The sequence below is a fragment of the Paractinoplanes globisporus DSM 43857 genome (assembly GCF_000379645.1).
In the GTDB taxonomy this organism is placed as follows: Bacteria; Actinomycetota; Actinomycetes; order Mycobacteriales; family Micromonosporaceae; genus Actinoplanes; species Actinoplanes globisporus.
The window spans coordinates 344,331-366,384 of record NZ_KB903317.1 but is presented as its reverse complement, the minus strand read 5'-3'; the positions used below and the strand labels follow the sequence as shown (position 1 = coordinate 366,384).

Below are 22,054 nucleotides of genomic sequence, written 5' to 3'. Positions count from 1 at the left end.
CAGGTGACCAGCGGCACGTGTGGTCTTGGCCGCGATGCGTTGTTCCGGGCGGGAGCGCGGAGAAGTGTTGTTCGCGTACGTGTTCAAAGCGAACGGAAGGCGAGCGATGCCCCTGCGACCCGGCCGGCGGGCCTGGGCGGTGTGGGCCGTCGGGCTCGCCGCGTACATCACGGCCGTGCTGCACCGCACCTCGCTGGGGGTCGCGGGCCTCGACGCGCAGGACCGCTTCCACATCGGGGCCGGTGCGCTCGCCTCCTTCGCGGTGCTCCAACTTCTCGTGTACGCGGGACTCCAGGTGCCGGTGGGGCTGCTGCTCGACCGGTTCGGGTCGCTGCGGCTCGTCGTCTGCGGCGGACTGGTCATGGCGCTCGGCCAGGGACTGATGGCCACGGCGCACGGCGTCGAGGGCGCGGTCCTGGCCCGGGTGCTGGTCGGCGCCGGGGACGCGATGACGTTCATCAGCGTGCTGCGGCTCGTCCCGCACTGGTTCCCGGCGCGGCGCGTCCCGGTCGTCACGCAGTTGACCGGGCTCGTCGGGCAGGCCGGGCAGGTGCTCTCCGCCGTACCGCTGGCGGCCTTGCTGGCCGGACCCGGCTGGACCACCGCGTTCCTCGGTGCGGCGGGCACCGGCGTGCTGATCGCCACCGTGGCGCTGGTCGCGCTGCGGGACACGCCGGAGCGGAAGATCTCCACCGGCCCCCCGATCACGATGCGGCAACTCGGCACCGACCTGGCCGGTGCGTGGCGGCACCCGGGCACGCGGCTCGGGCTGTGGTCGCACTTCACGACGCAGTTCACCGGGACGGTCTTCGCGCTGATGTGGGGCTTTCCGTTCCTCATCGCCGGCGAGGGGCTCGACCGGGAGACCGCGAGCACGCTGCTGACGCTCTTCGTGCTGACCGGCATGGCCGCCGGGCCGGTGATCGGGGTGCTCGTGCAGCGCCACCCGTTGCGCCGGTCGTGGCTGGTGCTCGCGATCATCGGGGTGAACGCGGGGGCGTGGGGCCTGGTGCTCGCCTGGCCGGGACGCGCGCCGCTGCCGGTGCTCGTGCTGCTGGTGATCGCGCTCGGCACCGGCGGACCGGGCTCGATGATCGGCTTCGACTACGCGCGGACGTTCAACCCGCCCAGCCGGCTCGGCACCGCGACCGGCGTGGTCAACGTCGGCGGCTTCGTGGCATCGCTGGTGACCATCGAGATCGTCGGGCTGATCCTGGACGCGCGGACCGGCGGCGGCAACGACTACGGCATCGACGACTTCAAGATCGCGATGAGCGTGCAATATCTCATCTTCGCGGTCGGGCTCGTGGCGATTCTGCGTAACCGCAGGCTGGCCCGGCGGCGTCTGGCGGACGAGGGGATAGTCGTGCGACCGCTGCGCGAGGTGCTGGCCGAGCGGCGGGGTTTAGCGGCGGAGCGAGCGGTAAAGGCCAAGCCGTGACCGTCGAACCCGAACAGGGACTGAGGAGGACATGACCGAGCACCAACCAGACCGAGTCTGGTCCGGCATCGACATTCCGAAGACTATTGCCGGTGTGCTGGCCGCGCTCTCGGCCGCCGTGGTCGGCTCGTATCTCGGCGTGGCGGGGACGCTGGCCGGGGCGGCCGTCGCGAGTGTGATCGGCTCGGTGGGCACCGAGGTGTACCACCGGTCGATCCGGAAGGGGCGGCAGAAACTGCAGGGGACGTTCACGGCGGCGCCGGCCGCGGTGGGTACGCCTCCGGTGGTCGGCGCCATGGACACGACCGTCGCACTGCCCGCCATGAACGCCTCCGGGCCGGCGAGGGGGTCGGCGCGGGCTTACGGTACGACGAGCGCGTCCGGGCAGACGAGCCCCTTCGTGCCGGCTGACCACTTCGGGCCGACGGGCATGGCCGGGCCGGGGAAAACCGCCGGGCCGGGGAAAACCGCCGGGCCGGGGAAAACCGCCGGGCCGGGGAACACCGCCGGGCCGCGCAAGCTCCGCTGGGGGCGGATCGCCGCGGTGGCGGGCGCCTTGTTCATGCTGGCCATGGGGACGCTGACCGTCGCCGAACTGGCGTCGGGCCGGTCGATCGCCGACGCCACCCGAGGCGGCGCCGGCGACCACTCCACCATTTCCAGCATTTTTAGGGATAAAAGCGGCAAGTCGGTGAAGTCGACGCCGACGGAGTCGCCGAGCGAGCAGCCGACGACGACGGAGTCGCCGAACCCCACCGAGACGCCGACCGGGGGAGCGACCACCCAGGCGCCCGCCGGAAACAGCGGCACCACCGCGCCCGAGACGGCCGGCACCGGTGACCCCGGCGCCACCACCGACCCCGCAAGCACAGGCGGCGCCACCGACGGCGGGACCGGCGGCGGCGTCGGCAGCAGCTCTGGGACCGGCACAACCGGCACCACCGGCGCCGGCAACTGACGCGGGCGCGGATACTCGGTACCCGAGCCAACGGGACGGAGTAAACACCAGCATGGACGCCAAGGACATCCTGACCGACGCCTTCGGGCGCATTCCCGACCTCGTGCACGGCGCCGTGCGCGACCTCACCCCCGAGCAGCTGCGGTGGGCGCCCACGCCCGGCGCCAACTCGATCGGCTGGCTGATCTGGCACCTCACCCGGGTGCAGGACGACCATCTGGCCGACGCGATGGGCGAGGAGCAGATCTACGTGACCGGCGACTGGGCCTCTCGCTTCGGACTGAAGGCCGATCCGTCGGACACCGGTTACGGCCACAACGCGGCCCAGGTCGCCGTCGTGATCCCGGAGAGCGCGGACGCCCTGGAGGAGTATTACCGGGCCGTCCACGAGCGCACGATGGCGTTCGTCGCCGGTCTCACCGACGCCGACCTCGACCGGGTCGTGGACACGGCCTGGGAGCCGCCGGTGACGCTGGGCGTGCGCCTGGTGAGCGTGGTCGACGACGACGCTCAGCACGCCGGCCAGGCGGCCTACCTGCGAGGACTGCTCTAGTCGGCCTCGACGACAACTTCCGCGTCCGGCGCGAGGAACGAGGTGAGTGCCGCGGCTTCCGCCACGAGCGCGTCCAGCTCGATCGGCGCGTACGCGCGGAGCCGGAGCTTTTTCTCGCGGAGCTCCCAGGTCCCCTCCCAGCGGCCGTCCACCAGGAATGTCCCGGTGGTCGCGCCGTTGCCGGGTGGCAGCGGGACGGGCCGCCCGTGCGGATTGAAGCGACCGCGATCCCGGTGGGCGAGCAGCAGGTTGTCGTACTCGGGCAGGAAGCGCGGCGGTGCCGGCACGTCCTCGTCCGGGCGGGGCGCGCCGGGCAGGTCGTACAGGATCTGGCCGGTCTCGGAGCGGAAGGTCACCAGCGGAAGCCGTGCCACGACCTCGGCCAGCCGGGTCAGGCCCGACCACATCTGCAGGTCGGCGACGCTGGCCGGCCCGAACGCGCCGAGCGCGCGCAACACCAGGCCGTCGAGCGGGGTGGTGCGCAGCGGCTCGCCGAGCCAGGTCTCGACCGGTGCCCAGGCGGCCGGGCCGGTGCGCCCCCACAGCCCGCGCGGCGGCACCTGGCAGGTCGGGACCTCGCGGGCGGCGGCGAAGGCCAGCGCGCTCGGATCGTCGTCCGGCCAGCGCTCGGCGAGCAGACGGCCCAGCTCGGAGCGGACGAGCGGCTTCTCGGCCAGCAGCCGCCTGGCCTGCGCGCCGACCTCGGCCGGGTCGGCTGAGAGCCCGCGGATCAACGGGGCGATCGCGGCCGTGTGCCGGCCCCGGAAGTGGGCGTGCCAGTCGAGGCAGTCCCGGGCGCTCACCAGGTGGACGGTCGCTCGCATGAGGTGCGTCCGCACGGCGCGGCGTTCCTCGATCAGCTTCGACAATTCCTCCGGTACGAAGTGGAGCAGGCGCGTCCAGAGGCCGACGTAAGGTGCCAGCGGGGCCTGGGCCTGCATGCCGCCGAGGTGCTCGATGGCCGCGAGCGGATCGATCTCCGCACGTGACAGCAGGTGTTGCCGGGCGAGGGTGGCCCGGTTGAGCGCGCGCGTGCTCAGCGTGGTCATGCGTTCAGGCTATCGGCCAATGCGGTCAGAACCCGTCCGCAATCGGGTCGCCCGGAGCCGCCCATGCACACACCCTGTAACCTCGGGCCGGTTCCGAAGCAGCTTTTCGCGGAGGTCTTTTGATGAGCAGTGTGGTGGTCGTCACCGGGTCGGCCGGCCTGATCGGCTCCGAGTCGGTCCGGCACTTCGCCGGCCTCGGCATGGACGTCGTCGGCATCGACAACGACATGCGCGGCTATTTCTTCGGCAAGGACGGCTCCACCAAGTGGAACCTGGACCGGCTGACGAAGGAGGTCGGCGAGCGGTACACCCACCACGACATCGACATCCGCGACCGGGACGGGCTGCTGAAGCTCTTCGCCGCGCTCGGCAAGAACGTCGGCCTGGTCATCCACTGCGCCGCGCAGCCGTCGCACGACTGGGCCGCGCGCGAGCCGTTCACCGACTTCGACGTGAACGCGGTCGGCACGCTCAACATGCTCGAGGCGGTCCGGCAGCACAGCCCGTCGGCGCCGTTCATCTTCACCTCGACCAACAAGGTGTACGGCGACCTGCCCAACTCGCTGCCGCTGATCGAGGGCGAGACCCGTTACGAGTTGCCCGAGAACCACAAGTGGTACGGCGGCATCGACGAGACCATGTCGATCGACCAGTGCCTGCACTCCGTCTTCGGCGCCAGCAAGGTCGCCGCCGACGTGATGGTCCAGGAGTACGGCCGGTACTTCGACCTGCCCACCGCGGTGTTCCGCGGCGGCACGCTCACCGGGCCCGGCCACTCGGCCGCCGAGCTGCACGGTTTCCTCGCGTACGTGATGCGCTGCGTGATGGAGCAGAGGGTCTATCACATCTACGGTTACAAGGGAAAGATGGTCCGCGACGCCATCCATTCGCACGACCTGGTGTCGGCGTTCGAGGCGTTCCACCGGGCGCCGCGCGTCGCCGAGGTCTACAACATGGGCGGCGGCCGCTTCTCGAACTGCAGCCACATCGAGGCGTTCCAGATCGCGTCCGAGATCACCGGTCTCGAGGCGCGTACCGACTACGTCGAGCAGAACCGGGTCGGCGACCACCAGTGGTGGATCTCCAGCACCGCCCGCTTCGAGGAGCACTACCCGCAGTGGAAGCTGACCTACGACGTGCCGGCGATCCTCCGCGAGATGTACGAGGCGAACCAGGACGTCTGGAAGGCCTAGCCACCCGGTATTTTTCGGACATGTCCGTCTTGAGGCGTGATCTTCCGGCGTCCGTGGTCGTCTTTCTCATCGCGATTCCGCTGTCGCTCGGCATCGCGGCCGCCAGCGGGGCGCCGATGCTGGCCGGGCTGATCGCGGCCGTGGTCGGCGGGATCGTGGCCGGTGCGCTCGGCGGGGCGCCGCTGCAGGTCAGCGGGCCGGCGGCCGGGCTCACCGTGATCGTGGCCGGGCTGATCGGGGCGTTCGGGTTCGCGGGGACGGCCGCGGTCGTCGCGCTCGCGGGGCTCGTGCAGATCGCGCTCGGGGTCTCGCGGCTCGGGCGGGCGGCGCTCGCGCTCTCGCCGGCGGTCGTGCACGGGATGCTCGCCGGGATCGGGCTGGTCATCGCGCTCGGCCAGGTCCACGTCCTGCTCGGCGGGGAGCCGCAGAGCTCGGCCCTGCGCAACCTGCGGGAGCTGCCCGCACAGATCGCCGGGCACCACGGCCAGTCCACCCTGCTCGGGCTGCTCACCGTCGGGCTGCTGCTCGGGTGGCCGCGGCTGGTGCGGGTGTCGATGCTGCCGGCCGCGCTGATCGCGGTGGTGGCGACGACCGCGGTGGCCGCGGCGACCGGGGCCGACGTCGCCCGGGTCGACCTGCCGTCCGATCCGCTGGGCGCGATCACGTGGCCACGGTGGCCGGACGCGGCGCCACTGGAGATCGGGATCGCGGTGCTCACGGTCGCGCTTGTCGCCGGCGTGGAGTCGCTTCTCTCCGCGGTGGCCGTCGACCGTCTGCACGACGGGCCGCGGGCCGACCTCAACCGGGAGCTGGTCGCCCAGGGCTGCGCCAACACCGTCTCGGGGCTGCTCGGCGGCCTGCCGGTCACCGGGGTCATCGTGCGCAGCTCGGCCAACGTGGCGGCGGGCGCCCGCTCGCGCGCCTCGGCGATCCTCCACGGGGTGTGGATCGCTGTGGTCGTGCTCGTGGGCGCGAGCCTGCTCGAGGCGATCCCGCTCGCGGCGCTGGCGGCGGTGCTGGTCGTGGTCGGGCTGCGGCTGGTCAGCCTCGCTCAGATCCGCACGTACGCGCGGCATCGCGAGCTGCCGGCCTACCTGGTCACGGCGGGCGGGGTGATCGCCACCGACCTGCTCACCGGGGTGGCGGCGGGGATCGCGGCGGCCGTGCTGCTGATGCTGTGGCGGCTGTGCCGGTGCGAGATCCGCAGCGCCCGCGGCGAGGGGCAGTGGACGGTCACGATCGGCGGGACGCTCGCGTTCGTCTGCTCGGGGCGGCTCGCGCGGGTGCTCGCGGCCGTGCCGCCGGGGGAGCGGGTGGTGGTCGAGCTGCACCTGGACTACCTGGACCACGGGGCCTTTCAGGTGATCGAGGACTGGCGCGAGGCGTACGGGAAAAGCGGCGGAAGCATCACGATCAGCGAGACCCACGACGGATGGTTCGCTCGAGCGACCGCAGGTCGTCTCGGCGGCGGCAAGAGCACGCCGCGACGCCTCGGCTCCTGGACGCAGTGGCAGAACCTGGACCGGGACCGCCGGCGGCGCGGGGCGATGGCGGCCGGGGTGGGCGAGTTCGAGCGCAGCGTGGCGCCGCTGATGCGTCCGCAGCTGGCCGGGCTGGCGCGCGACGGTCAGCGGCCCGAGCAGCTCTTCATCACGTGCGCCGACTCCCGCCTGGTGCCCAACCTGATCACCACGAGCGGCCCGGGCGATCTGTTCTGCGTGCGCAACGTAGGCAACATCGTGCCGCCTTTCGGAACCGACTCCTCGTCGGTGGGCGCCGCGATCGAGTACGCCGTCGCGGTGCTCGGCGTCCGGGTCATCACGGTCTGCGGACATTCCGGCTGCGGCGCGGTCAAGGCCATGATGGCCGGCGACTCGGATGGAGATCTCGGCCGATGGCTCGCCCGCTCCGGCACGACATTCCCGGAAATGTCGGATGAGCGGGCATGCTGTGTCGCGAATGTCGCCCGGCAGGTGACCAACCTGCGCACCTACCCGGTCGTGCGGGAGGCTCTCGAGAACGGCCTGACGCTGACCGGCCTCTACTTCGATCTGGCCGAGGCCCGGATGTACGAGGTGGACGGCACAACCACCCGCCCGCTGGTCAGAGCAGCTCCTTGAGTGCCAGGAACTCCCGCAGAGCGGCGTCCTGCGTCGCGTCGAGCGCCGCTCGCGGCAGGTCGAGGTTCGGTCCGCCGCCGTTCTGGACGAAAAGGTACGCCGACCGGGTCTCCTTGACCGCCATGATCGCCGGCCACCGCCAGCCCAGCGACGAACCGTCGCCGTGGACCTGGATTCCCGCGTCGTCGACGAGCCAGCGACGCCGCACCGACGACGCTCGCGGCAGCCCGGGGCGCCGACGTGTCGCTCGCCAACCCGGTAGCAGCAGCGCCCCGTGGAGGACCACCACCGAGCACAGGGCCACCGGCGGCCACATCGGGATGCCCGCCCACCAAGCGCCGGCCAGGGCGGCCACGTCCATCGCGAACGAGAGCATCCACACCCATCGGCGAACCGGCGGCCGCTGCCGGCCGACCGCGGGCCGGTCCGAGTGCGCCTCGATGTGCAGCGCCGTCATTTCGCCGCTCCGGCAAATCCGAGACCGGCCAGGAACGCGGCGAACTCCGCGTCCTGCTCCTCGGTGAGCGGCGAGCGCGGCACGTCGATGACCGTCGGGCCCGGCCGGACCAGCAGGTAAGCCTGGTCCACGACGACGACGGACCGGAAAGAGGACCAGCTGTACCGGGCAGTGCTCAGCTCGGTGCTTGACTCGAGGCGTTCGTCGGTGAGTAGCCAGGTTCGCGGCGTCAGGAATCCCGACGCCACTCCTTTGTCGGTGCGGATCACGAGCCGGCGGACGACCAGCAGCGCGAGGCCGGCCAGCGCAAGGAGGCCGCCGGCGATCAACGCCCGGATTTCGCCGCTCAGCACGACGATGAGCAGGCCGCCCGTCGCGATGCCGAACCCGGCGGCGGGAGCCAGCGGCCACGTGTCGTGACGACTGTCGGGCTCCGCCACCGCGAAGTACTTCGGCCCGCGGGTGAACGTGAACTCGATTCGCACGCCGGTGATCATAGGGCTCAGTGCGCGCGGGTCAGCAGGTCCATGAGGGACGTTGCCGGGTGGCCGGTCAGCCGGGCCACGTCGCCGGTCACGGTGGCGAGCTCGTCGGCGGCGATCGCGGTGTAGGTGCTCACCCAGGCGTCGACCTGCCAGCGCGGGGCCTGGTAGCGCTCGCGCGACGCGTACGCCTCCTCGAGGGTCTCGGGGTGGTAGCGCACCTCGCGCCCGGTCGCGCGGGTGACGATGCCGGCGGCCTCGGTGAGGGTGAGTGCCTCCGGGCCGGTCAGGTCGTAGGTCTCGCCGGCGTGCGAGGACGGGTCGCGGAGGACCGCGATCGCGGCGTCGGCGATGTCGTCCTGGGCCACCACCGCGGCGCGGCCGTCGGCGGCCGGGCCGCGGATCACGCCGTCGTCGCCGACCATGAACGGGAGGAAGTCGGCGTAGAGGTTGTCGCGCAGGAACGTCCACTCCAGACCACTGGCCCGGATGTGCTGCTCGGTGGCCCAGTGGTCGCGGGCGAGCGTGAACGTCGCGCCCGGCGCCGCCCCGGCGAACGACGTGTAGACCAGGTGGCGCACCCCGGCCGTGGCGGCGGCGTCGACGAAGGCGCGATGCTGGGCGACCCGGTCCGGCGTCTCGGCGGCCGAGACCATCAGCACGGTCTCGGCCCCGCGCAGGGCGGCGCGCACGGAGCGACGGTCCGCGTACTCCGCGACGGCGATCTCGGCGCCGGGCACCTCGGGCGCGCGCGCCGGGTCGCGCACCAGCAGGCGCAGGTCGCCGCCGAGGCGTCGCGCCACCCGCCCGCCGAGCCGTCCGGTCGCGCCGGAAACAACGATCAAACCCATAGTCCCTTTGTACGCGACCAGGACGCGACCGCCCGTCAGCTCGCCGTTCGGCACTCAGATCGGTCATCTGACCGATTCGCCCCCGCCGTTCACTCGCGACGATGTCTGTGATAGCGGTGCGTGACGAGGGAGAGAAGCGAGCATGGAACGATCCCTGCGGTTGACGGAGACACCGACCGGTCTTGCCGTCTCCGGCGAGCTGGACGCCTGCAACGCCGACATCCTGGCCGCGCGGGTCCGCGCGATGCTGGACGGCGAGCATCCCGCCACGATCCGCCTCGACCTGCACCGGCTCGAGTTCATCGACCTGACCGGCGTACGGCTGCTCTATGACCTGCACTTCGACGCCGCCGCCGCGGACTGCACGCTGTCCGTCAGCGGCGCGCCGCGCACGACCCGCTGGATCCTCGACGTCCTCGGCCTCCAGGACGTGTTCACGATGGCCCCGGAGCGCCGCATGTGCGCCGAGCCGGGCAGCTGAGAGTCAGGCTTCCCGTTCCTGGGTGGCGACCCAGGCCGCGATCTGGGCCCGGGAGCTGAAGTCGAGCTTGGTGAGTATGTGCTCGACGTGGGTGTTCGCGGTGCGCCGGCCGATCACCAGCCGGTCGGCGATCTGCGGGTTGGTCAGGCCGGCGGCGACGAGCGCGGCGACCTCGCGCTCGCGCCTGGTCAGCGGCGCCCAGTTGCCGGCGGCCGGCCCGGCGGGTGCGGCCCGCCCGGGCTCGTCCAGCGCGTAGTCGATCCCGGCCTCCAGATCGAGACCGAGTCCGTCGGCGTACGCGTCGTCGAAGGCCCGGTCGCCGGTCGTCTGGCGGGCCTGCTTCTCGACGGCCGCGCGGGCCGCGACGAGATCGGGCGAGCCCAGCTGGGGCAGGCCCACCGTCTCCCAGACGCGGTGGGCGATGCCGAGCAGCCGGGCCGCCCGCTCGGCCTCCCCGAGAGCGGCCGCGGCGGTGGCCAGCACGTCGACCGCCATCGCGCTGCCCGAGCTGTCGCCGAGCTGCCGCTTGAAGCGCAACGCGTCCCGGGCGTAGCTGACCGCCGCGCCGGCGTTGCCGCGGCCCATCTCGGCCAGCGCTCGCATGTAGTCGATGTACGAGCGCATCCAGCGCTCCCGGCGCTCGTCGCAGAGCGCCCAGGTCTGCTCGATGACGGTGATCTCGCGGTCGAACTCGCCGGCGAACGCGAGCGCGATGCACTGGGAGCTGAGCGCGACGAGCAGGCCGCACCCCGGGTCGTCGCCGGCGCGGTGCAGGGCGGCCGACTCCTCGGTCAGCGGCAGGGCCCGGACGGGGTCGCCCTGGAACACGGCGATCGCGCTGTCCACATAGGCGATCCAGCCGGCGGCCGCGGTGTCGTCCTGCGCCCGCGCGTGCGGACGGCACTGCTCGAGCCGCTCCCGGGCGGCGGCCATGTCGCCCTGCATCGCGCAGACCCACGCGCGCACCCACAGCGCCTTGGTCAGCGCCCGGCCGGGCTGGAGGTCGAGCGCGAGCACCCGGTCGAGGTAGTGCCGGCCCTCCCGGTGGTGCCCGCAGGCGACCCAGAAGTACAGCAGGGCCGCGGCCAGTTCCAGGCCCGCCTGGTGCTCGGCCGGGTCGGCCAGGCTGAACTCCAGCGCCGCCCGCAGGTTGGCGTGGTCCCGGCGCAGGCGCTGGTACCAGTCGACCTGGTCGGGCCCGCACCATTGTGTGTCGAACCGCTGGGCCAGGCGCAGGTAGAAGTCGCGGTGCCGGCGCCGCAGCCGCTGCTCCTCGCCGATCCGGCTCAGCAGTTCGAGCCCGTACTCGCGGATCGTGTCGAGCAGCCGGTAGCGGGCGCCGGCCGGGTTCTCCTCGCACAGCAGAATCGACTTGTCCACCAGGCCGGCCACCAGCTGCACCACGCTGCCGGCCTCGAGCCGGTCGTCGGCGCACACCTCCTCGGCGGCGGCCAGGTCGAAGGCGCCGGCGAAGACCGAGATCCGCGCCCACAGCAGGCTCTCGGCCCGGGTGCACAGGCCGTGGCTCCAGTCGATCGCGGTACGCAGCGACTCGTGCCGGCCGGTCACCGCGCCGCCGCCGCTCAGCAGCGCGAACCGGTCGGCCAGCCGGCCCTCGAGCAGGTCGGCGATCTGCTGCACGGGCAGCGCCCGGGTGCGCACCGCGGCCAGCTCGATCGCGAGCGGAATGCCGTCCAGATCGCGGCAGAGCCGGACCACCGCGGCGTGGTTGTTTTCGGTCAGCGCGAAGCTGGGGGAGGCGGCGCGGGCCCGCTCGGCGAACAGCACCGCGGCGGCGTCGCGCTCCGGGTCGCCCACGGGTCGGCCCGATCCGGCGGGCGGCACCGGCAGCGGCAGCAGCGGGAAGACGTGCTCGCCCTGCACCACCAGGGGCTGGCGGCTGGTGGCCAGCACCTGCAGGCCGGGTGCGGCCCGCAGCAACGTGTCGACGAGCTGCGCGCACGCCTCGGCCAGGTGCTCGCAGTTGTCCAGCACCAGCAGCAGCCGGCGGGGTTCGAGGTACTCGGCGAGCATCTCGATCTGCGGGCGGGTGGACTGGTCGCGCAGCCCGAGCGCGTCGGCGACGGCCTCGGCGACCAGGCCGGCCTGGGCCAGCGGGGAGAGGTCGACCAGCCACGCCCCGTCGGCGAAGGCCCGGCGCACCTCGGCCGCCACCCGCAGCACCGTGCGGGTCTTTCCGACCCCGCCGACCCCGGTGACCGTGACCAGCCGGGCGCCGGTGAGCAGCCGCTTGAGGGTCGCCCGCTCACCTACCCGGTCCACAAAGCTGGACAGTTCCGCCGGCAGGTTTCCCGGTCGCCGTTGACCTGCTGCCGCTTCCGCCACATCAGCCTCGCTCGATGCCTGACTACGGGATCCCCGGAGCATATGCCCGGCGAGCGCTCACACACGCCGGCGTCAGCCGCAGGAGGTAGGACGAACGTCCTGACGTGGACGGACCGAGTCGTCCAGGACCCGGGCCGTGGCGAGGACGTCGGCGAAGCGGGCCGGGTCGAGGTCGAGGCCACCGGGTATCCAGGAGACGTCGGCCGGCCCCGCCGGCCCCCGGTCGGTCATGGCGAGCAACACGTCGCCCGGGGTCATGCCGGCCGACTGCAGGGCGCGGATCTCGCGCGGGTTCACGCCCGGGATCAGCGGGCCGTTGCCGAGGTCGGTGCCGTAGCGCACGTTTCCGCCGTACTCGAGGAAACGCCGGAGGTTGCCGACGGCGGTGCCCAGCGACGGGGTGGGTGTGCCCCAGCCGTGGATGTCGAGCGTGCTGATCCAGCCCATCCGCTCGGCGCAGGCGCGGATCAGGCCCCGGTCGAGCGGCTCGGTCCACGGGGTGTGCGCGAGCAGGTCGGCGCCGGCCTCGAGCGCCGTCGCGACGGTGCCGGGGCCCTCGGCGTGCACGACCACCGGCAGGCCGGCGTCGTGCGCGGCGTCCACGATCGCCATCATCGTGAACAGGCGCAGCTGGGGGCCGCCCGCGTGCGCGGTCACCTTGATCATGGTGGCGCCGGCGGCGTGCGCCTCGGCGACGGCGGCCGAGGCCTGGTCGGCCGTCTCGATCTCGCGCCAGCTGCCGGGCGCCGCCCACGAGCGGTCGCTCGGATAGCCGCCGGAAGCGATCAGAAACGGTCCGGCATAGCGGATGCGGGGAAGCTTCCGGCCGGTCGCGGAGGCCAGCGCCGCCACGTCGGCGGGGACGCTGCCGAGATCCCAGACCCCGGCGATGCCCCCGGCCCGCACGGTGGCCAGATCGACCAGGCCGGAGTGGACGTGGGCGTCGACCAGGCCGGGCAGCAGCGTGCCCGGCAAGCGGCGCGTATCCGACATTTCAGATATTTCCGGGATGTCGTCGGCGGCGACCGGCGCCGGCGGATCCAGGCGGAGGCCGTAGCCCGTGCGCAGGCGGCCGTCCCACCACAGCGACCCGGCCAGCAGGTACCCGGTCACTTCTCGAGCAGCGACCGCAGCACCGACAGGCCCCGGTACACCTCGCCGAAGCTGGTGCTCAGCGGGGCCGGCCCGATCCGCAGCCCGTCCGGCCGCCGGTAGTCGGGGATGACGCCGGCGTCCCAGAGCGGGTCGAGCAGCTTCTCGAAGCCCGGCTTGCGCAGGGTGAGGTGCCCGCCGCGGCGCCGCGGATCCCGCGGGCTGACCACCTCGACGTCGAACGGCGCCAGCAGCTCGTCGGCGATGTCCAGCGCGTACCCGGTGAGCAGCAGCGACTTCTCCCGCACCGCACCGATGCCGGCGGATTCCAGCATGTCGAGGTTCGCGTGCAGCGGGACCATCGCGAGGATGGGCGGGGTGCCGCTGATCAGCGCCCGGCTGCCCTCGGCCGGCTCGTAGCCAGGGCCCATCTCGAACGAGGCGCGGTGACCCATCCAGCCCTGGATCGGCTGCCGCAACCCCGGCAGAAGATCCTTTTTCGCGTACGCGAACGCGGGCGCCCCCGGTCCGCCGTTGAGGTACTTGTACGTGCAGCCGACCGCCAGGTCGACGTCCCAGCGGTCGAGCTCGACCGGGACCGAGCCGACGGAATGGCACAGGTCCCACATCGCCAGCGCGCCGGCGTCGTGCGCGATCCTGGTGATCTCCGGAACGTCGGCGAGCCACCCGGACCGGTACGCGACGTGGCTGAACAGGACGAGCGCCGTCCGCTCGTCGACCACCTCGGCGACCTGCCCGGGGTGGATGCCGGTGTCCGGGTCGGTCTCGATCCAGACGAGCTCGAGGCCCCGCTCGGCGGCGATGCCCTCCAGCACGTACCGGTCGGTGGGGAAGTTGTCGGTGTCCAGCACGATCCGGTCGCGGCCGGGCCGGGCCGCCACCGCCGCCCGGGCGAGCTTGTAGATCAGCACGGTGGTCGAGTCGGCGATCACCGTCTGCCCGCCCGCCGCGCCGATCGCCACTCGGCCGAGCCGGTCGCCGAGCCGGAGCGGCCACTCCATCCACTCGTCCGTCCAGCCGCGGATGAGCCGGCCGCCCCAGCTCTCCCGGATGAAGGTCTCCATCAGCGCGGCCGTCGCCTTGAGCGGTCGCCCCAGCGAGTTCCCGTCGAGGTACGCCACGACGTCGAAGCCGTCCGGCGCCAGGAACTGCTCGCGGTACACGGCGAGAGGGTCGGCCGCGTCGAGGGCGGTGGCCCGCGCGATCAGGTCGTCGGTCACCGCGGCACTCCGATCTCCGTGCGGACGGCGTACAGCTCGGGGAAGAACGTCAGGTCGAGGGCGGCCTTGAGGAAGGCCACGCCGCTGGAGCCGCCGGTGCCGCGCTTGAACCCGATCGTCCGCTCGACGGTCTTGAGGTGCCGGAAGCGCCAGAGCTGGAAGTTCTCCTCCAGGTCGACGAGCTCCTCGCACGTCTCGTAGGCGGCCCAGTGCTTCTCCGGGTCGTTGTAGATCCGCACGAACACCGGGACCAGGTCCTCGTTGAACGTGTACGGCAGAGTCACGTCGCGCTGCAGCAGCTCGACCGGGACGTCGTAGCCGTGCCGGGCGAGGTAGCGCAGGAACTCGTCGTAGACGCTGGGCGCCTCGAGAGCCTCGGTCAGCAGCGCGTGCGCGGCCGCGTCGTCGTCGAAGATCGACAGCATCCGGCGGTTCTTGTTGCCGAGCAGGAACTCGACCGCCCGGTACTGGTACGACTGGAAGCCGGACGACGTGCCGAGGAAGCTGCGGAACTCGGAGTACTCGCTGGGCGTGAGCGTGGCCAGCACCGACCACTGCTCGGTGAGCGTCCGCTGGATGTGTTTGACCCGGGCCAGGCCCTTGAGCGCCGGCCGCAGCTCGTCGGCGGCCAGGTGCCGCTGGACGCCGCGCAGCTCGTGCAGCACCAGTTTCAGCCACAGCTCGGACGTCTGGTGCTGCAGGATGAAGAGCAGCTCGTCGTGGTGCTCGGGGACGCTCACGGGGTGTTGAGCGTTGAGGATCTCGTCCAGGTGCAGGTATTTCCCGTACGAGAGGTTGACCTTGAAGTCCCGGACGATGCCGTCCTCGAGAGGTCGCTGTTCGCTTGCCACCCCTGAAGCAGATCACACCTGGTCAGATGTTGGCGAGAGAGCCGTCGGTAAGGATCGGCCCCCAGTAGACCCACTGACCGTTGTGGCGCACGAAGCGGCTCCGCTCGACCATGTCGCCGGGTTTGCCGTGGTCGCGGTAGTGCGCCCGGAACTCGACGACGCCCTCCGCGTCGAACAGGCCGCCGCCCGTCGACTCGATGATGTCGAGGCCGACCCAGCGCAGGTGCGAGTCGGGCTCGACGGCGGCGGGCCGGGTGTCGGGGTGCCATGAGGAGAGCACGTAGTCGTCGTCGTCCAGCGCGAACGCGGCGTACCGCGATCGCATGAGCGCCTCGGCCGTGGCCGGCGCGTGGCCCCGGTGGGCGGGGGCGCAGCATTCCGCGTACGGCAGGCCGCGGCCGCAGGGGCATGCCGTCACGGTCTTCGTTCGTCGAGCCATGCCGCCGATTCTCCCATTGGCGTTATGTAACCGTGGCGTAAGTGCTGTCGTCGCGCTGCGCGACGACTTAATCGCTTCAGCGCAGGACCCGTTTTCGAAGATCGCCACGCCCCGCAACATTCCGGTAACCCGGGCCTGGGCGCTTTGACGGCATCTGCAAGCACAGCCGTCGGCGCCGGGCATCGCTGCAAACCAGGGTTCGGTTTTTGCAAGGAGCTGACGTAGGATTCCGGCGTGACCAAACGTCTGGCCGAGGTGGCCAAGAAGGCGGGCGTCAGCGAGGCCACGGTCAGCCGGGTGCTCAACGGGCGCTCCGGCGTCTCCGAGGCCACCCGCGCGTCCGTGCTCACCGCGCTCGATGTCCTGGGTTACGAGCGTCCCACCAAGCTGCGCGGCGAGCGCGGCCGGCTGGTCGGCCTCGTCCTGCCCGAGCTGCAGAACCCCATCTTCCCGGCGCTCGCCGAGGTGGTGACCGCGTCGCTCGCGCAGCGCGGCTTCACCCCGCTGCTGGCGGCCCGCACGATCGGCGGCGTCCCCGAGCGCGACTACATCGAGATGCTCCTCGACCATCAGGTCTCCGGCGTCGTCTTCGCCGGTGGGTCCTATGCGCTGGCCGAGGCCGAGCACAGCCACTACCGCGCGCTGACCGACCGCCGCATGCCGGTCGTCATGGTCAACGCCGGCGTCGACGACCTGGGCTTTCCGCACATCTCGACCGACGACGCCGTCGCCGTCGAGCAGGCGTACGGGCATCTCAAGTCGCTGGGCCACCTGCGGGTCGGCATGGTGATGGGCCCGGAGGACCACGTGCCCTCGCGCCGCAAGCTGGCCGCCCTCGAGAAGATCGCCGGCGACGACTGGTACGTCGAGCGCACGACCTTCTCGATGGAGAGCGCCCGGCTGGCCGCGGCCCGCCTGATCGAGCGCGGCGTGACCGGCATGATCTGCGCCAGCGACGTGATCGCGCTCGGCTCGATCCGGGCCGCCCGCCGGCTGGGCCTCGAGGTGCCGCGGGACGTCTCCGTCGTCGGCTACGACGACTCCGCGCTGATGACGTGCACCGACCCGCCGCTGACCACCGTCCGGCAGCCGATCGAGATGATGGGCCAGGCGGCCGTCGACCTGCTGGTCAACCAGATCGAGGGCAGCGGCGTCGCCCCCGACGAGCTTCTGTTCGAGCCGGAACTGGTGGTGCGGGGCTCCACGGCTCCCGTTCCGGCGGGCTGACCAGGCGATATTCCTCAACGAAGGGCGGGCCGACGGCCCGCCCTTCGTCGTTTCCGGGTTTCTGACTGCGCGTCGAGTTTTTTCTTCTTGCAGTCGGCTTCTTGCGGCCGACGGTTTGACTTTGTATCGTCACCTCCACGAAACACGGCGGCGAGACCCACGTCACAGGGCCCTCGCGGCGACGACCCAGCAGATCAGTGAAGTTCCTGGATATTTCGTTCCCGAAGGGATGGACAGATGTCCGTACCGCAGTACCGGAAGGCCGCGGCGATCGCTCTCGTGGCCGGTCTGGGCTTCAGCATCGCGGCGTGTTCCACGAAGGGCAGTGACGACTCGGGGAAGGACGCGAGCGGCAAGACGGTCATCACCGTCGACTGCCAGCCGGACGGCTCCCAGAAGGACCTGCTGGCGAACTGGAACGCGGACGTCAAGGCGTTCGAGCAGCAGAACCCCGACGTCACGATCAAGAGCGTCAGCGTCGGCCAGCAGTGCGACAACCCGCCGGACTTCACCGCCCGCCTCACCGGCGGCACGATGACCGACGTCTTCTACGGGTACATGACCGACCTCCAGCAGGTGCTGGACTCCGGTCAGGCGCTCGACCTCACCTCGTACGCGAACAAGGACAACATCCCCACCTGGGACAGCGTCGACCCCGCGCTCAAGGCGGTCTTCACCGACAGCGGCAAGATCTACGCGATTCCGACCAAGAACTACTCGATGGGCCTGGTCTACAACAAGACCCTGTTCACCAAGGCAGGCCTCGACATCAACAACCCGCCGAAGACGTGGGCCGAGGTCCGCGCCGCGGCCAAGAAGATCTCCGCGCTGGGTGGTGGCGTCGCCGGTTACTCGGACTACAGCGCCGGCAACACCGGCGGCTGGCACTTCACCGCCGAGCTCTACTCGCAGGGCGGCGAGATCCTCTCGTCGGACGGCAAGAAGGCCGACTTCAACAACCCGATGGGCAAGCAGGTCCTGACGAACCTCAAGGACATGCGGTACGGCGACAACAGCATGGGCAGCCGCCAGCTGCTCCAGTGGGCCGACCTGCTGACCAACGCCGCCGCCGGCAAGGTCGGCATGTTCATCGGCGCGCCGGACGCGACCACCTCGATCGTTCAGCAGTTCCAGGGCAAGTACCAGGACTGGGCGATGGCCCCGCTGCCCGGCCAGGACGGCATCGCCAAGGGCACGCTCGGCGGTGGCGAGGGCTACTTCTTCCGCAAGGACCTCACCCCGGAGCAGGTCAAGGCCGGTCTCAAGTGGATCGCCTTCGAGAAGCTGACCCCGGGCAAGGGCCAGTTCGACTACGCCCGGGCCAAGCCGCAGAACCAGCCCGTCGGCCTGCCGCAGCCGCTGCTGTTCGCCGCCGGCACCGAAGCGCAGAAGCAAGAGGTCGACCTGCGCAAGGCCAACCAGAACGTGCCGAGCGAGAACTTCGGTCTCTTCGAGGCCACCCCGGTCCCGATCAAGGGTGAGCCGGCCAACGCCCAGGCCATCTACGCGGTGCTCGACAGCGCGATGTCCGGGGTCCTGACCAACCCCAACGCCAACGTCGACGAACTCCTCAAGACCGCCGAGACCAAGACCAACCAGCTCCTGGCCGCCGGCAGCTGACCGACGAGTGCGGGGGCCGCGGCGACGCGGCCCCCGCGCCACCGACTACCGCAGGAGTCTTCGTTGGCGACGACGATCAGCTTCCAGGACACGAAGAAGAAGCAGCGTGGCCCGGCCGGGGTGAATCTCTCCGCGGGCTCGCGGACGCGCCGGGGTCGCAAGCTGAGGGACAACCTCACCGGGTACGCGTTCCTGATCGGGGCGATCTTCTGTTTCGCCCTGTTCCAGTGGTTCCCCATGATCCGCGGAATCGTGATGAGCTTCCAGCACACGAAGCGCGGCGTGACGACATGGGTGGGCTTCGACAACTTCGTTCGCATCGTCCAGGACCCGAGTTTCTGGACGGCCTGGAAGAACACCTTCTACTTCACGGTCCTCGCGCTCATCCTCGGGTACGCCGTCCCGTTCGTCGTGGCGATCCTGCTCAACGAGTTCCGGCACTTCAAGGGCTACCTGCGCATCCTGGTCTACCTGCCGGTGATGCTGCCGCCGGCCTCGGCGCTGTTCCTGTTCAAGTACTACGCGTACGACCCCAGCGACGCCGGCCTGTTCAACGCGATCCTCAAGTTCTTCCACCTGCCGACGTCGCAGTGGATGCAGTCGCCGACCATGACGATGCCGGCCATGGTGATCGCGTCGACCTGGATGAACATGGGCGCCGCGGTCCTGATCTACCTGGCCGCCCTGCAGAACATCCCCGGTGAGCTGTACGAGGCGGCCGAGCTCGACGGCGCCGGCCTGCTGCGCCGGATCTGGAACGTGACGATCCCGCAGACCCGGCTGATCCTCGCGTTGCTGGCGATGCTGCAGATCGTTGCCACGATGCAGGTCTTCATCGAGCCGCTGATCCTGGCCAACGGCGCCGGTACGCAGGACTCGGCGACCTCGGTGGCGTACCTGATCTACCAGCACGGTTTCTTCCAGAACGATCTGAACGGCGCCGCGGCGCTGGGCGTGATCATGCTCTTGGTCCTCGCCGCCTTCTCCGCCGTCTACGTGCGGCTGACCACGAAACAGGACTGACGATGGCACAGGATTCCGGAACCCGGACGCTCATCTCCCAGGCGCAGCTCCAGCGCGGCAAGGGCAAGGCCGTCTACTGGACCCTGATCACACTCACTGTCGTGATCTTCACGCTGGTCTTCATCGGCCCGCTGTACTGGATGGTCACCGGCGCGCTCAAGTCGGGCCAGGAGATCGCGCAGACCCCGCCCACGCTGTTCCCGAAGCATCCCGAGACGCAGAACTACGCCGACGCGTGGAACAACCTGAACCTCGCGAAGCTGATGTTCAACACGTTCTACTACGCGATCGGCGCCGTGTTCTTCCAGCTCGTGTTCGACACGGCCGCGGCGTACGCCCTCTCGAAGCTCCGCCCGATCTTCGGCAACGTGGTCCTCGGCCTCATGCTGGCGACCCTGATGATCCCGGCGATGGTGGTCATCGTCCCGCAGTACGTGACCGCGATCGACCTCCCGATCGTGCACGTCAGCATGCTCGACTCGCCGTTCGCGATCTGGTTGCCGCTGGTCGCCAACGCGTTCAACATCTTCCTGCTGAAGCGGTTCTTCGACTCGATCCCCGAGGACCTGATCGCGGCGGCCATGGTGGACGGCGCCACGCCGCTGCGCACGCTGTGGTCGATCATCCTGCCGATGTCCCGGCCGATCCTCGGCGTGGTGTCGATCTTCGCGGTCACCTACGTCTGGAAGGACTTCCTCTGGCCGAAGCTGGTGATGCCCTCGCCCGAGACCCGCACGCTCAGCGTCGGCATCTACGCCTTCTCCGGTGGCACCCCGATGAACGTGGTCGTCGCCGCCTCGGTCATCGCCGCCATCCCGACCGTGATCATCTTCCTGATCTTCCAGCGGAACATCATGTCCGGCCTGACGGCGGGCAGCGTCAAGGGCTAGGTCGGCCCTTCTTTTTACGAAATATCGATAAAAATCTGGTCCCGCGTGGCGGGGCTTAGCTGACTCATGCAGAAAGCAGGTGCTTGTGTCCACAACAGACGGTGGTCCGTGGTGGAGGAGCGCGGTTATCTACCAGGTGTACCCGCGGAGCTTCGCCGACTCGAACGGCGACGGCGTCGGGGACATCGACGGCATCCGCGCGCACCTGTCGCACCTGCGCGACCTCGGCATCGACGCGATCTGGATGAGCCCGTGGTACCCGTCGCCGATGGCCGACGCCGGCTACGACGTGGCCGACTTCCGCGACATCGACCCGGTCTTCGGCTCGCTGGCCAAGGCCGAGGCGCTGATCGAGGAGGCGCACGCGGTCGGCATCCGCATGATCGTCGACATCGTTCCCAACCACATCTCCAGCGAGCACCCCTGGTTCAAGGCGGCGCTGGCCGATCCGGACGCGCCCGAGCGGGACTACTTCTGGTTCCGCCCGGGCCGCGGCGAGAACGGCGACGAGATGCCGACGGACTGGCGAGGGGAGTTCGGCGGCACGACCTGGAGCCGTACGCCCGATGGGCTCTGGTATCTGCATCTCTTCACGCCCGAGCAGCCCGACCTCAACTGGGATCACCCCGACGTGCGGGCCGAGTTCGAGAGCATCCTGCGATTCTGGTTCGACCGGGGCGTGGACGGCATCCGCATCGACTCGGCGGCGCTGCTTTTCAAGGACAAAGACCTGCCGGAGGTACGGGAGGGAGCACCGCACCCGTTCCACGACCTCGACGAGGTGCACGACGTCTACCGGGCCTGGCGGCGGGTGGCCGACTCGTACGGCGGCGACCGTGCGCTGATCGGCGAGGTGTGGATGCCGGAGGTCGACCGGTTCGCCAACTACCTGCGCCCCGACGAGCTGCACCAGGCGTTCAACTTCCTGTTCCTCGGCTGCGCCTGGGATCCCGCGCTGATGCGGGAGTGCATCGACGCCACCCTGGACGCGCACGCCGCCGTCGGCGCCCCCGCCACCTGGGTGCTGTCCAACCACGACGTCACCCGGCACGTCACCCGGTACGGCCGCGCGGACACGACCTTCAGCTTCGACAACAACCTCGACGGCACCCCGGTCGACCTCGAGCTCGGCACCCGCCGGGCCCGGGCCGCCGCGCTGCTGTCCCTGTCGCTGCCCGGCGCCACCTACATCTACCAGGGCGAGGAACTCGGGCTCTGGGAGAACGAGAACATCCCGCCCGAGCAGTACCAGGACCCGATGTGGGCGCGGCGCGGGCACAGCCGGGACGGTTGCCGGGTGCCGCTGCCGTGGAGCGGCGACGAGCAGCCGTTCGGCTTCACCACCGGCACCCCCTGGCTACCCCAGCCGGCCGAGTGGAAGGACCGCACCGCTCAGGCGCAGACCGGCGACCCCAGCTCGATGTTCGAGCTCTACCGCGACGCGGTCCGGCTGCGCCGCGCCGAACCCGGCCTGCACCGTACCGAGATCACCTGGCTCGACCTGAACCCACAGGTCCTCGCCTACACCCGCGGCGAGCGCTTCGCCTGTGTCGTCAACATGTCCGGCTCCCCGATCCCCCTGCCGGACCACAAGACCGCCCTGCTTGCCAGTGGCCCGCTCGACGGTGACCGCCTCCCCCCGGACACCGCGATCTGGCTGCGCCTCACGTGAGCCGCCGGCGCCGGACCCACCGCCGGCGCCGGTCTTCACAAGAACAGAGCAGGAGGAAGCACCATCCC

General features: G+C 70.8%; 20 protein-coding genes. 11 read left to right on the top strand and 9 right to left on the bottom strand.

The features are described from left to right. The first annotated feature begins 106 nt into the window (after positions 1-106). The 3 genes from A3CQ_RS0131665 to A3CQ_RS0131655 are packed head-to-tail and all read left to right on the top strand — an operon-like array spanning position 107 to position 2,952. Entirely contained in the window at positions 107-1,441 is a 1,335-nt protein-coding gene (locus A3CQ_RS0131665; RefSeq protein ID WP_026206408.1) for an MFS transporter, read from the top strand. Positions 1,442-1,472: 31 nt separating this feature from the next. After that, positions 1,473-2,399 (top strand): hypothetical protein, encoded by a 927-nt coding sequence (locus A3CQ_RS0131660; protein ID WP_040433264.1) that lies wholly within the window; start codon positions 1,473-1,475, stop codon positions 2,397-2,399. 52 nt (positions 2,400-2,451) lie between these two features. Further along, on the top strand, positions 2,452-2,952 hold the full coding sequence (locus A3CQ_RS0131655) for a mycothiol transferase (protein ID WP_020514975.1): 501 nt from the start codon (positions 2,452-2,454) through the stop codon (positions 2,950-2,952). On the opposite strand, the gene A3CQ_RS0131650 is transcribed toward A3CQ_RS0131655, so the two are convergent. After that, on the bottom strand, positions 2,949-4,001 hold the full coding sequence (locus tag A3CQ_RS0131650; protein ID WP_020514974.1) for a winged helix DNA-binding domain-containing protein: 1,053 nt from the start codon (positions 3,999-4,001) through the stop codon (positions 2,949-2,951). The two genes, A3CQ_RS0131655 and A3CQ_RS0131650, sit on opposite strands and share 4 nt — an antisense overlap. 122 nt (positions 4,002-4,123) lie before the next feature. Between A3CQ_RS0131650 and A3CQ_RS0131645 the strand changes: the two genes are divergently transcribed. Together A3CQ_RS0131645 and A3CQ_RS0131640 are read left to right on the top strand one after the other, a co-directional pair. Beyond that, positions 4,124-5,194, top strand: a complete 1,071-nt coding sequence (locus A3CQ_RS0131645) for an NAD-dependent epimerase/dehydratase family protein (RefSeq protein ID WP_040433263.1) — start codon at positions 4,124-4,126, stop codon at positions 5,192-5,194. 20 nt (positions 5,195-5,214) lie between these two features. Continuing rightward, positions 5,215-7,314: a SulP family inorganic anion transporter gene (locus A3CQ_RS0131640; protein WP_026206407.1), complete on the top strand. Its 2,100-nt coding sequence runs from the start codon at positions 5,215-5,217 to the stop codon at positions 7,312-7,314. On the opposite strand, the gene A3CQ_RS0131635 is transcribed toward A3CQ_RS0131640, so the two are convergent. From A3CQ_RS0131635 to A3CQ_RS0131625, 3 genes are read right to left on the bottom strand one after another with little or no spacing between them, the layout of a single operon-like run. Next, positions 7,298-7,771, bottom strand: a complete 474-nt coding sequence (locus A3CQ_RS0131635) for a YcxB family protein (protein WP_020514971.1) — start codon at positions 7,769-7,771, stop codon at positions 7,298-7,300. The two genes, A3CQ_RS0131640 and A3CQ_RS0131635, sit on opposite strands and share 17 nt — an antisense overlap. Beyond that, the gene (locus A3CQ_RS0131630) at positions 7,768-8,256 is read right to left on the bottom strand and encodes a YcxB family protein (RefSeq protein ID WP_157296576.1); all 489 of its coding nucleotides are present in this window, start codon (positions 8,254-8,256) and stop codon (positions 7,768-7,770) included. The genes A3CQ_RS0131635 and A3CQ_RS0131630 overlap by 4 nt, the downstream gene beginning before the upstream one ends. Before the next feature lie 17 nt (positions 8,257-8,273). Beyond that, the gene (locus A3CQ_RS0131625) at positions 8,274-9,104 is read right to left on the bottom strand and encodes an SDR family oxidoreductase (RefSeq protein ID WP_040433262.1); all 831 of its coding nucleotides are present in this window, start codon (positions 9,102-9,104) and stop codon (positions 8,274-8,276) included. Between the two features lie 142 nt (positions 9,105-9,246). On the opposite strand from A3CQ_RS0131625, the gene A3CQ_RS0131620 reads away from it, so the two are divergent. Continuing rightward, positions 9,247-9,585 carry an STAS domain-containing protein gene (locus A3CQ_RS0131620; protein ID WP_084699307.1) on the top strand — a complete coding sequence of 113 codons (339 nt, stop codon included), beginning with the start codon at positions 9,247-9,249 and terminating at the stop codon, positions 9,583-9,585. Between the two features lie 3 nt (positions 9,586-9,588). Here A3CQ_RS0131620 and A3CQ_RS0131615 read toward each other — a convergent pair whose 3' ends face one another. From A3CQ_RS0131615 to A3CQ_RS0131595, 5 genes are all read right to left on the bottom strand, one after another. Further along, on the bottom strand, positions 9,589-11,868 hold the full coding sequence (locus A3CQ_RS0131615) for an ATP-binding protein (RefSeq protein ID WP_020514967.1): 2,280 nt from the start codon (positions 11,866-11,868) through the stop codon (positions 9,589-9,591). A 135-nt stretch (positions 11,869-12,003) separates the two neighbouring features. Continuing rightward, positions 12,004-13,044, bottom strand: a complete 1,041-nt coding sequence (locus tag A3CQ_RS54795) for an amidohydrolase family protein (protein ID WP_020514966.1) — start codon at positions 13,042-13,044, stop codon at positions 12,004-12,006. Then, a complete protein-coding gene (kynU, locus tag A3CQ_RS0131605; protein ID WP_020514965.1) occupies positions 13,041-14,264 on the bottom strand; it encodes a kynureninase in 1,224 nt (407 codons plus the stop codon). The genes A3CQ_RS54795 and kynU overlap by 4 nt, the downstream gene beginning before the upstream one ends. Further along, a complete protein-coding gene (gene kynA / locus A3CQ_RS0131600) occupies positions 14,261-15,115 on the bottom strand; it encodes a tryptophan 2,3-dioxygenase (RefSeq protein ID WP_020514964.1) in 855 nt (284 codons plus the stop codon). Before kynA ends, kynU begins: the two co-directional genes overlap by 4 nt. 22 nt (positions 15,116-15,137) lie before the next feature. Further along, positions 15,138-15,554: a YchJ family protein gene (locus A3CQ_RS0131595; protein ID WP_026206404.1), complete on the bottom strand. Its 417-nt coding sequence runs from the start codon at positions 15,552-15,554 to the stop codon at positions 15,138-15,140. 234 nt (positions 15,555-15,788) lie between these two features. On the opposite strand from A3CQ_RS0131595, the gene A3CQ_RS0131590 reads away from it, so the two are divergent. The 5 genes from A3CQ_RS0131590 (at position 15,789) to A3CQ_RS0131570 (ending at position 21,986) form a co-directional block, all read left to right on the top strand. Beyond that, complete coding sequence (locus tag A3CQ_RS0131590) at positions 15,789-16,781, top strand: LacI family DNA-binding transcriptional regulator (RefSeq protein ID WP_020514962.1); 993 nt, start codon at positions 15,789-15,791, stop codon at positions 16,779-16,781. 237 nt (positions 16,782-17,018) lie between these two features. Continuing rightward, positions 17,019-18,401: an ABC transporter substrate-binding protein gene (locus tag A3CQ_RS0131585; protein WP_020514961.1), complete on the top strand. Its 1,383-nt coding sequence runs from the start codon at positions 17,019-17,021 to the stop codon at positions 18,399-18,401. A gap of 63 nt (positions 18,402-18,464) precedes the next feature. After that, on the top strand, positions 18,465-19,424 hold the full coding sequence (locus A3CQ_RS0131580; RefSeq protein WP_020514960.1) for a carbohydrate ABC transporter permease: 960 nt from the start codon (positions 18,465-18,467) through the stop codon (positions 19,422-19,424). 2 nt (positions 19,425-19,426) lie between these two features. Further along, a complete protein-coding gene (locus tag A3CQ_RS0131575; RefSeq protein WP_020514959.1) occupies positions 19,427-20,314 on the top strand; it encodes a carbohydrate ABC transporter permease in 888 nt (295 codons plus the stop codon). An 85-nt stretch (positions 20,315-20,399) separates the two neighbouring features. Then, the gene (locus A3CQ_RS0131570) at positions 20,400-21,986 is read left to right on the top strand and encodes a glycoside hydrolase family 13 protein (protein ID WP_040433260.1); all 1,587 of its coding nucleotides are present in this window, start codon (positions 20,400-20,402) and stop codon (positions 21,984-21,986) included. Positions 21,987-22,054 lie beyond the last annotated feature (68 nt).

Excerpts from the sequence above, each read along its gene's own strand:
- A3CQ_RS0131665 (WP_026206408.1), top strand. The coding sequence starts at position 107 with ATGCCCCTGCGACCCGGCCGGCGGGCCTGGGCGGTGTGGGCCGTCGGG.
- A3CQ_RS0131660 (WP_040433264.1), top strand. The coding sequence starts at position 1,473 with ATGACCGAGCACCAACCAGACCGAGTCTGGTCCGGCATCGACATTCCG.
- A3CQ_RS0131655 (WP_020514975.1), top strand. The coding sequence starts at position 2,452 with ATGGACGCCAAGGACATCCTGACCGACGCCTTCGGGCGCATTCCCGAC.
- A3CQ_RS0131650 (WP_020514974.1), bottom strand. The coding sequence starts at position 4,001 with ATGACCACGCTGAGCACGCGCGCGCTCAACCGGGCCACCCTCGCCCGG.
- A3CQ_RS0131645 (WP_040433263.1), top strand. The coding sequence starts at position 4,124 with ATGAGCAGTGTGGTGGTCGTCACCGGGTCGGCCGGCCTGATCGGCTCC.
- A3CQ_RS0131640 (WP_026206407.1), top strand. The coding sequence starts at position 5,215 with ATGTCCGTCTTGAGGCGTGATCTTCCGGCGTCCGTGGTCGTCTTTCTC.
- A3CQ_RS0131635 (WP_020514971.1), bottom strand. The coding sequence starts at position 7,771 with ATGACGGCGCTGCACATCGAGGCGCACTCGGACCGGCCCGCGGTCGGC.
- A3CQ_RS0131625 (WP_040433262.1), bottom strand. The coding sequence starts at position 9,104 with ATGGGTTTGATCGTTGTTTCCGGCGCGACCGGACGGCTCGGCGGGCGG.
- A3CQ_RS0131620 (WP_084699307.1), top strand. The coding sequence starts at position 9,247 with ATGGAACGATCCCTGCGGTTGACGGAGACACCGACCGGTCTTGCCGTC.
- A3CQ_RS0131595 (WP_026206404.1), bottom strand. The coding sequence starts at position 15,554 with ATGGCTCGACGAACGAAGACCGTGACGGCATGCCCCTGCGGCCGCGGC.
- A3CQ_RS0131585 (WP_020514961.1), top strand. The coding sequence starts at position 17,019 with ATGTCCGTACCGCAGTACCGGAAGGCCGCGGCGATCGCTCTCGTGGCC.
- A3CQ_RS0131575 (WP_020514959.1), top strand. The coding sequence starts at position 19,427 with ATGGCACAGGATTCCGGAACCCGGACGCTCATCTCCCAGGCGCAGCTC.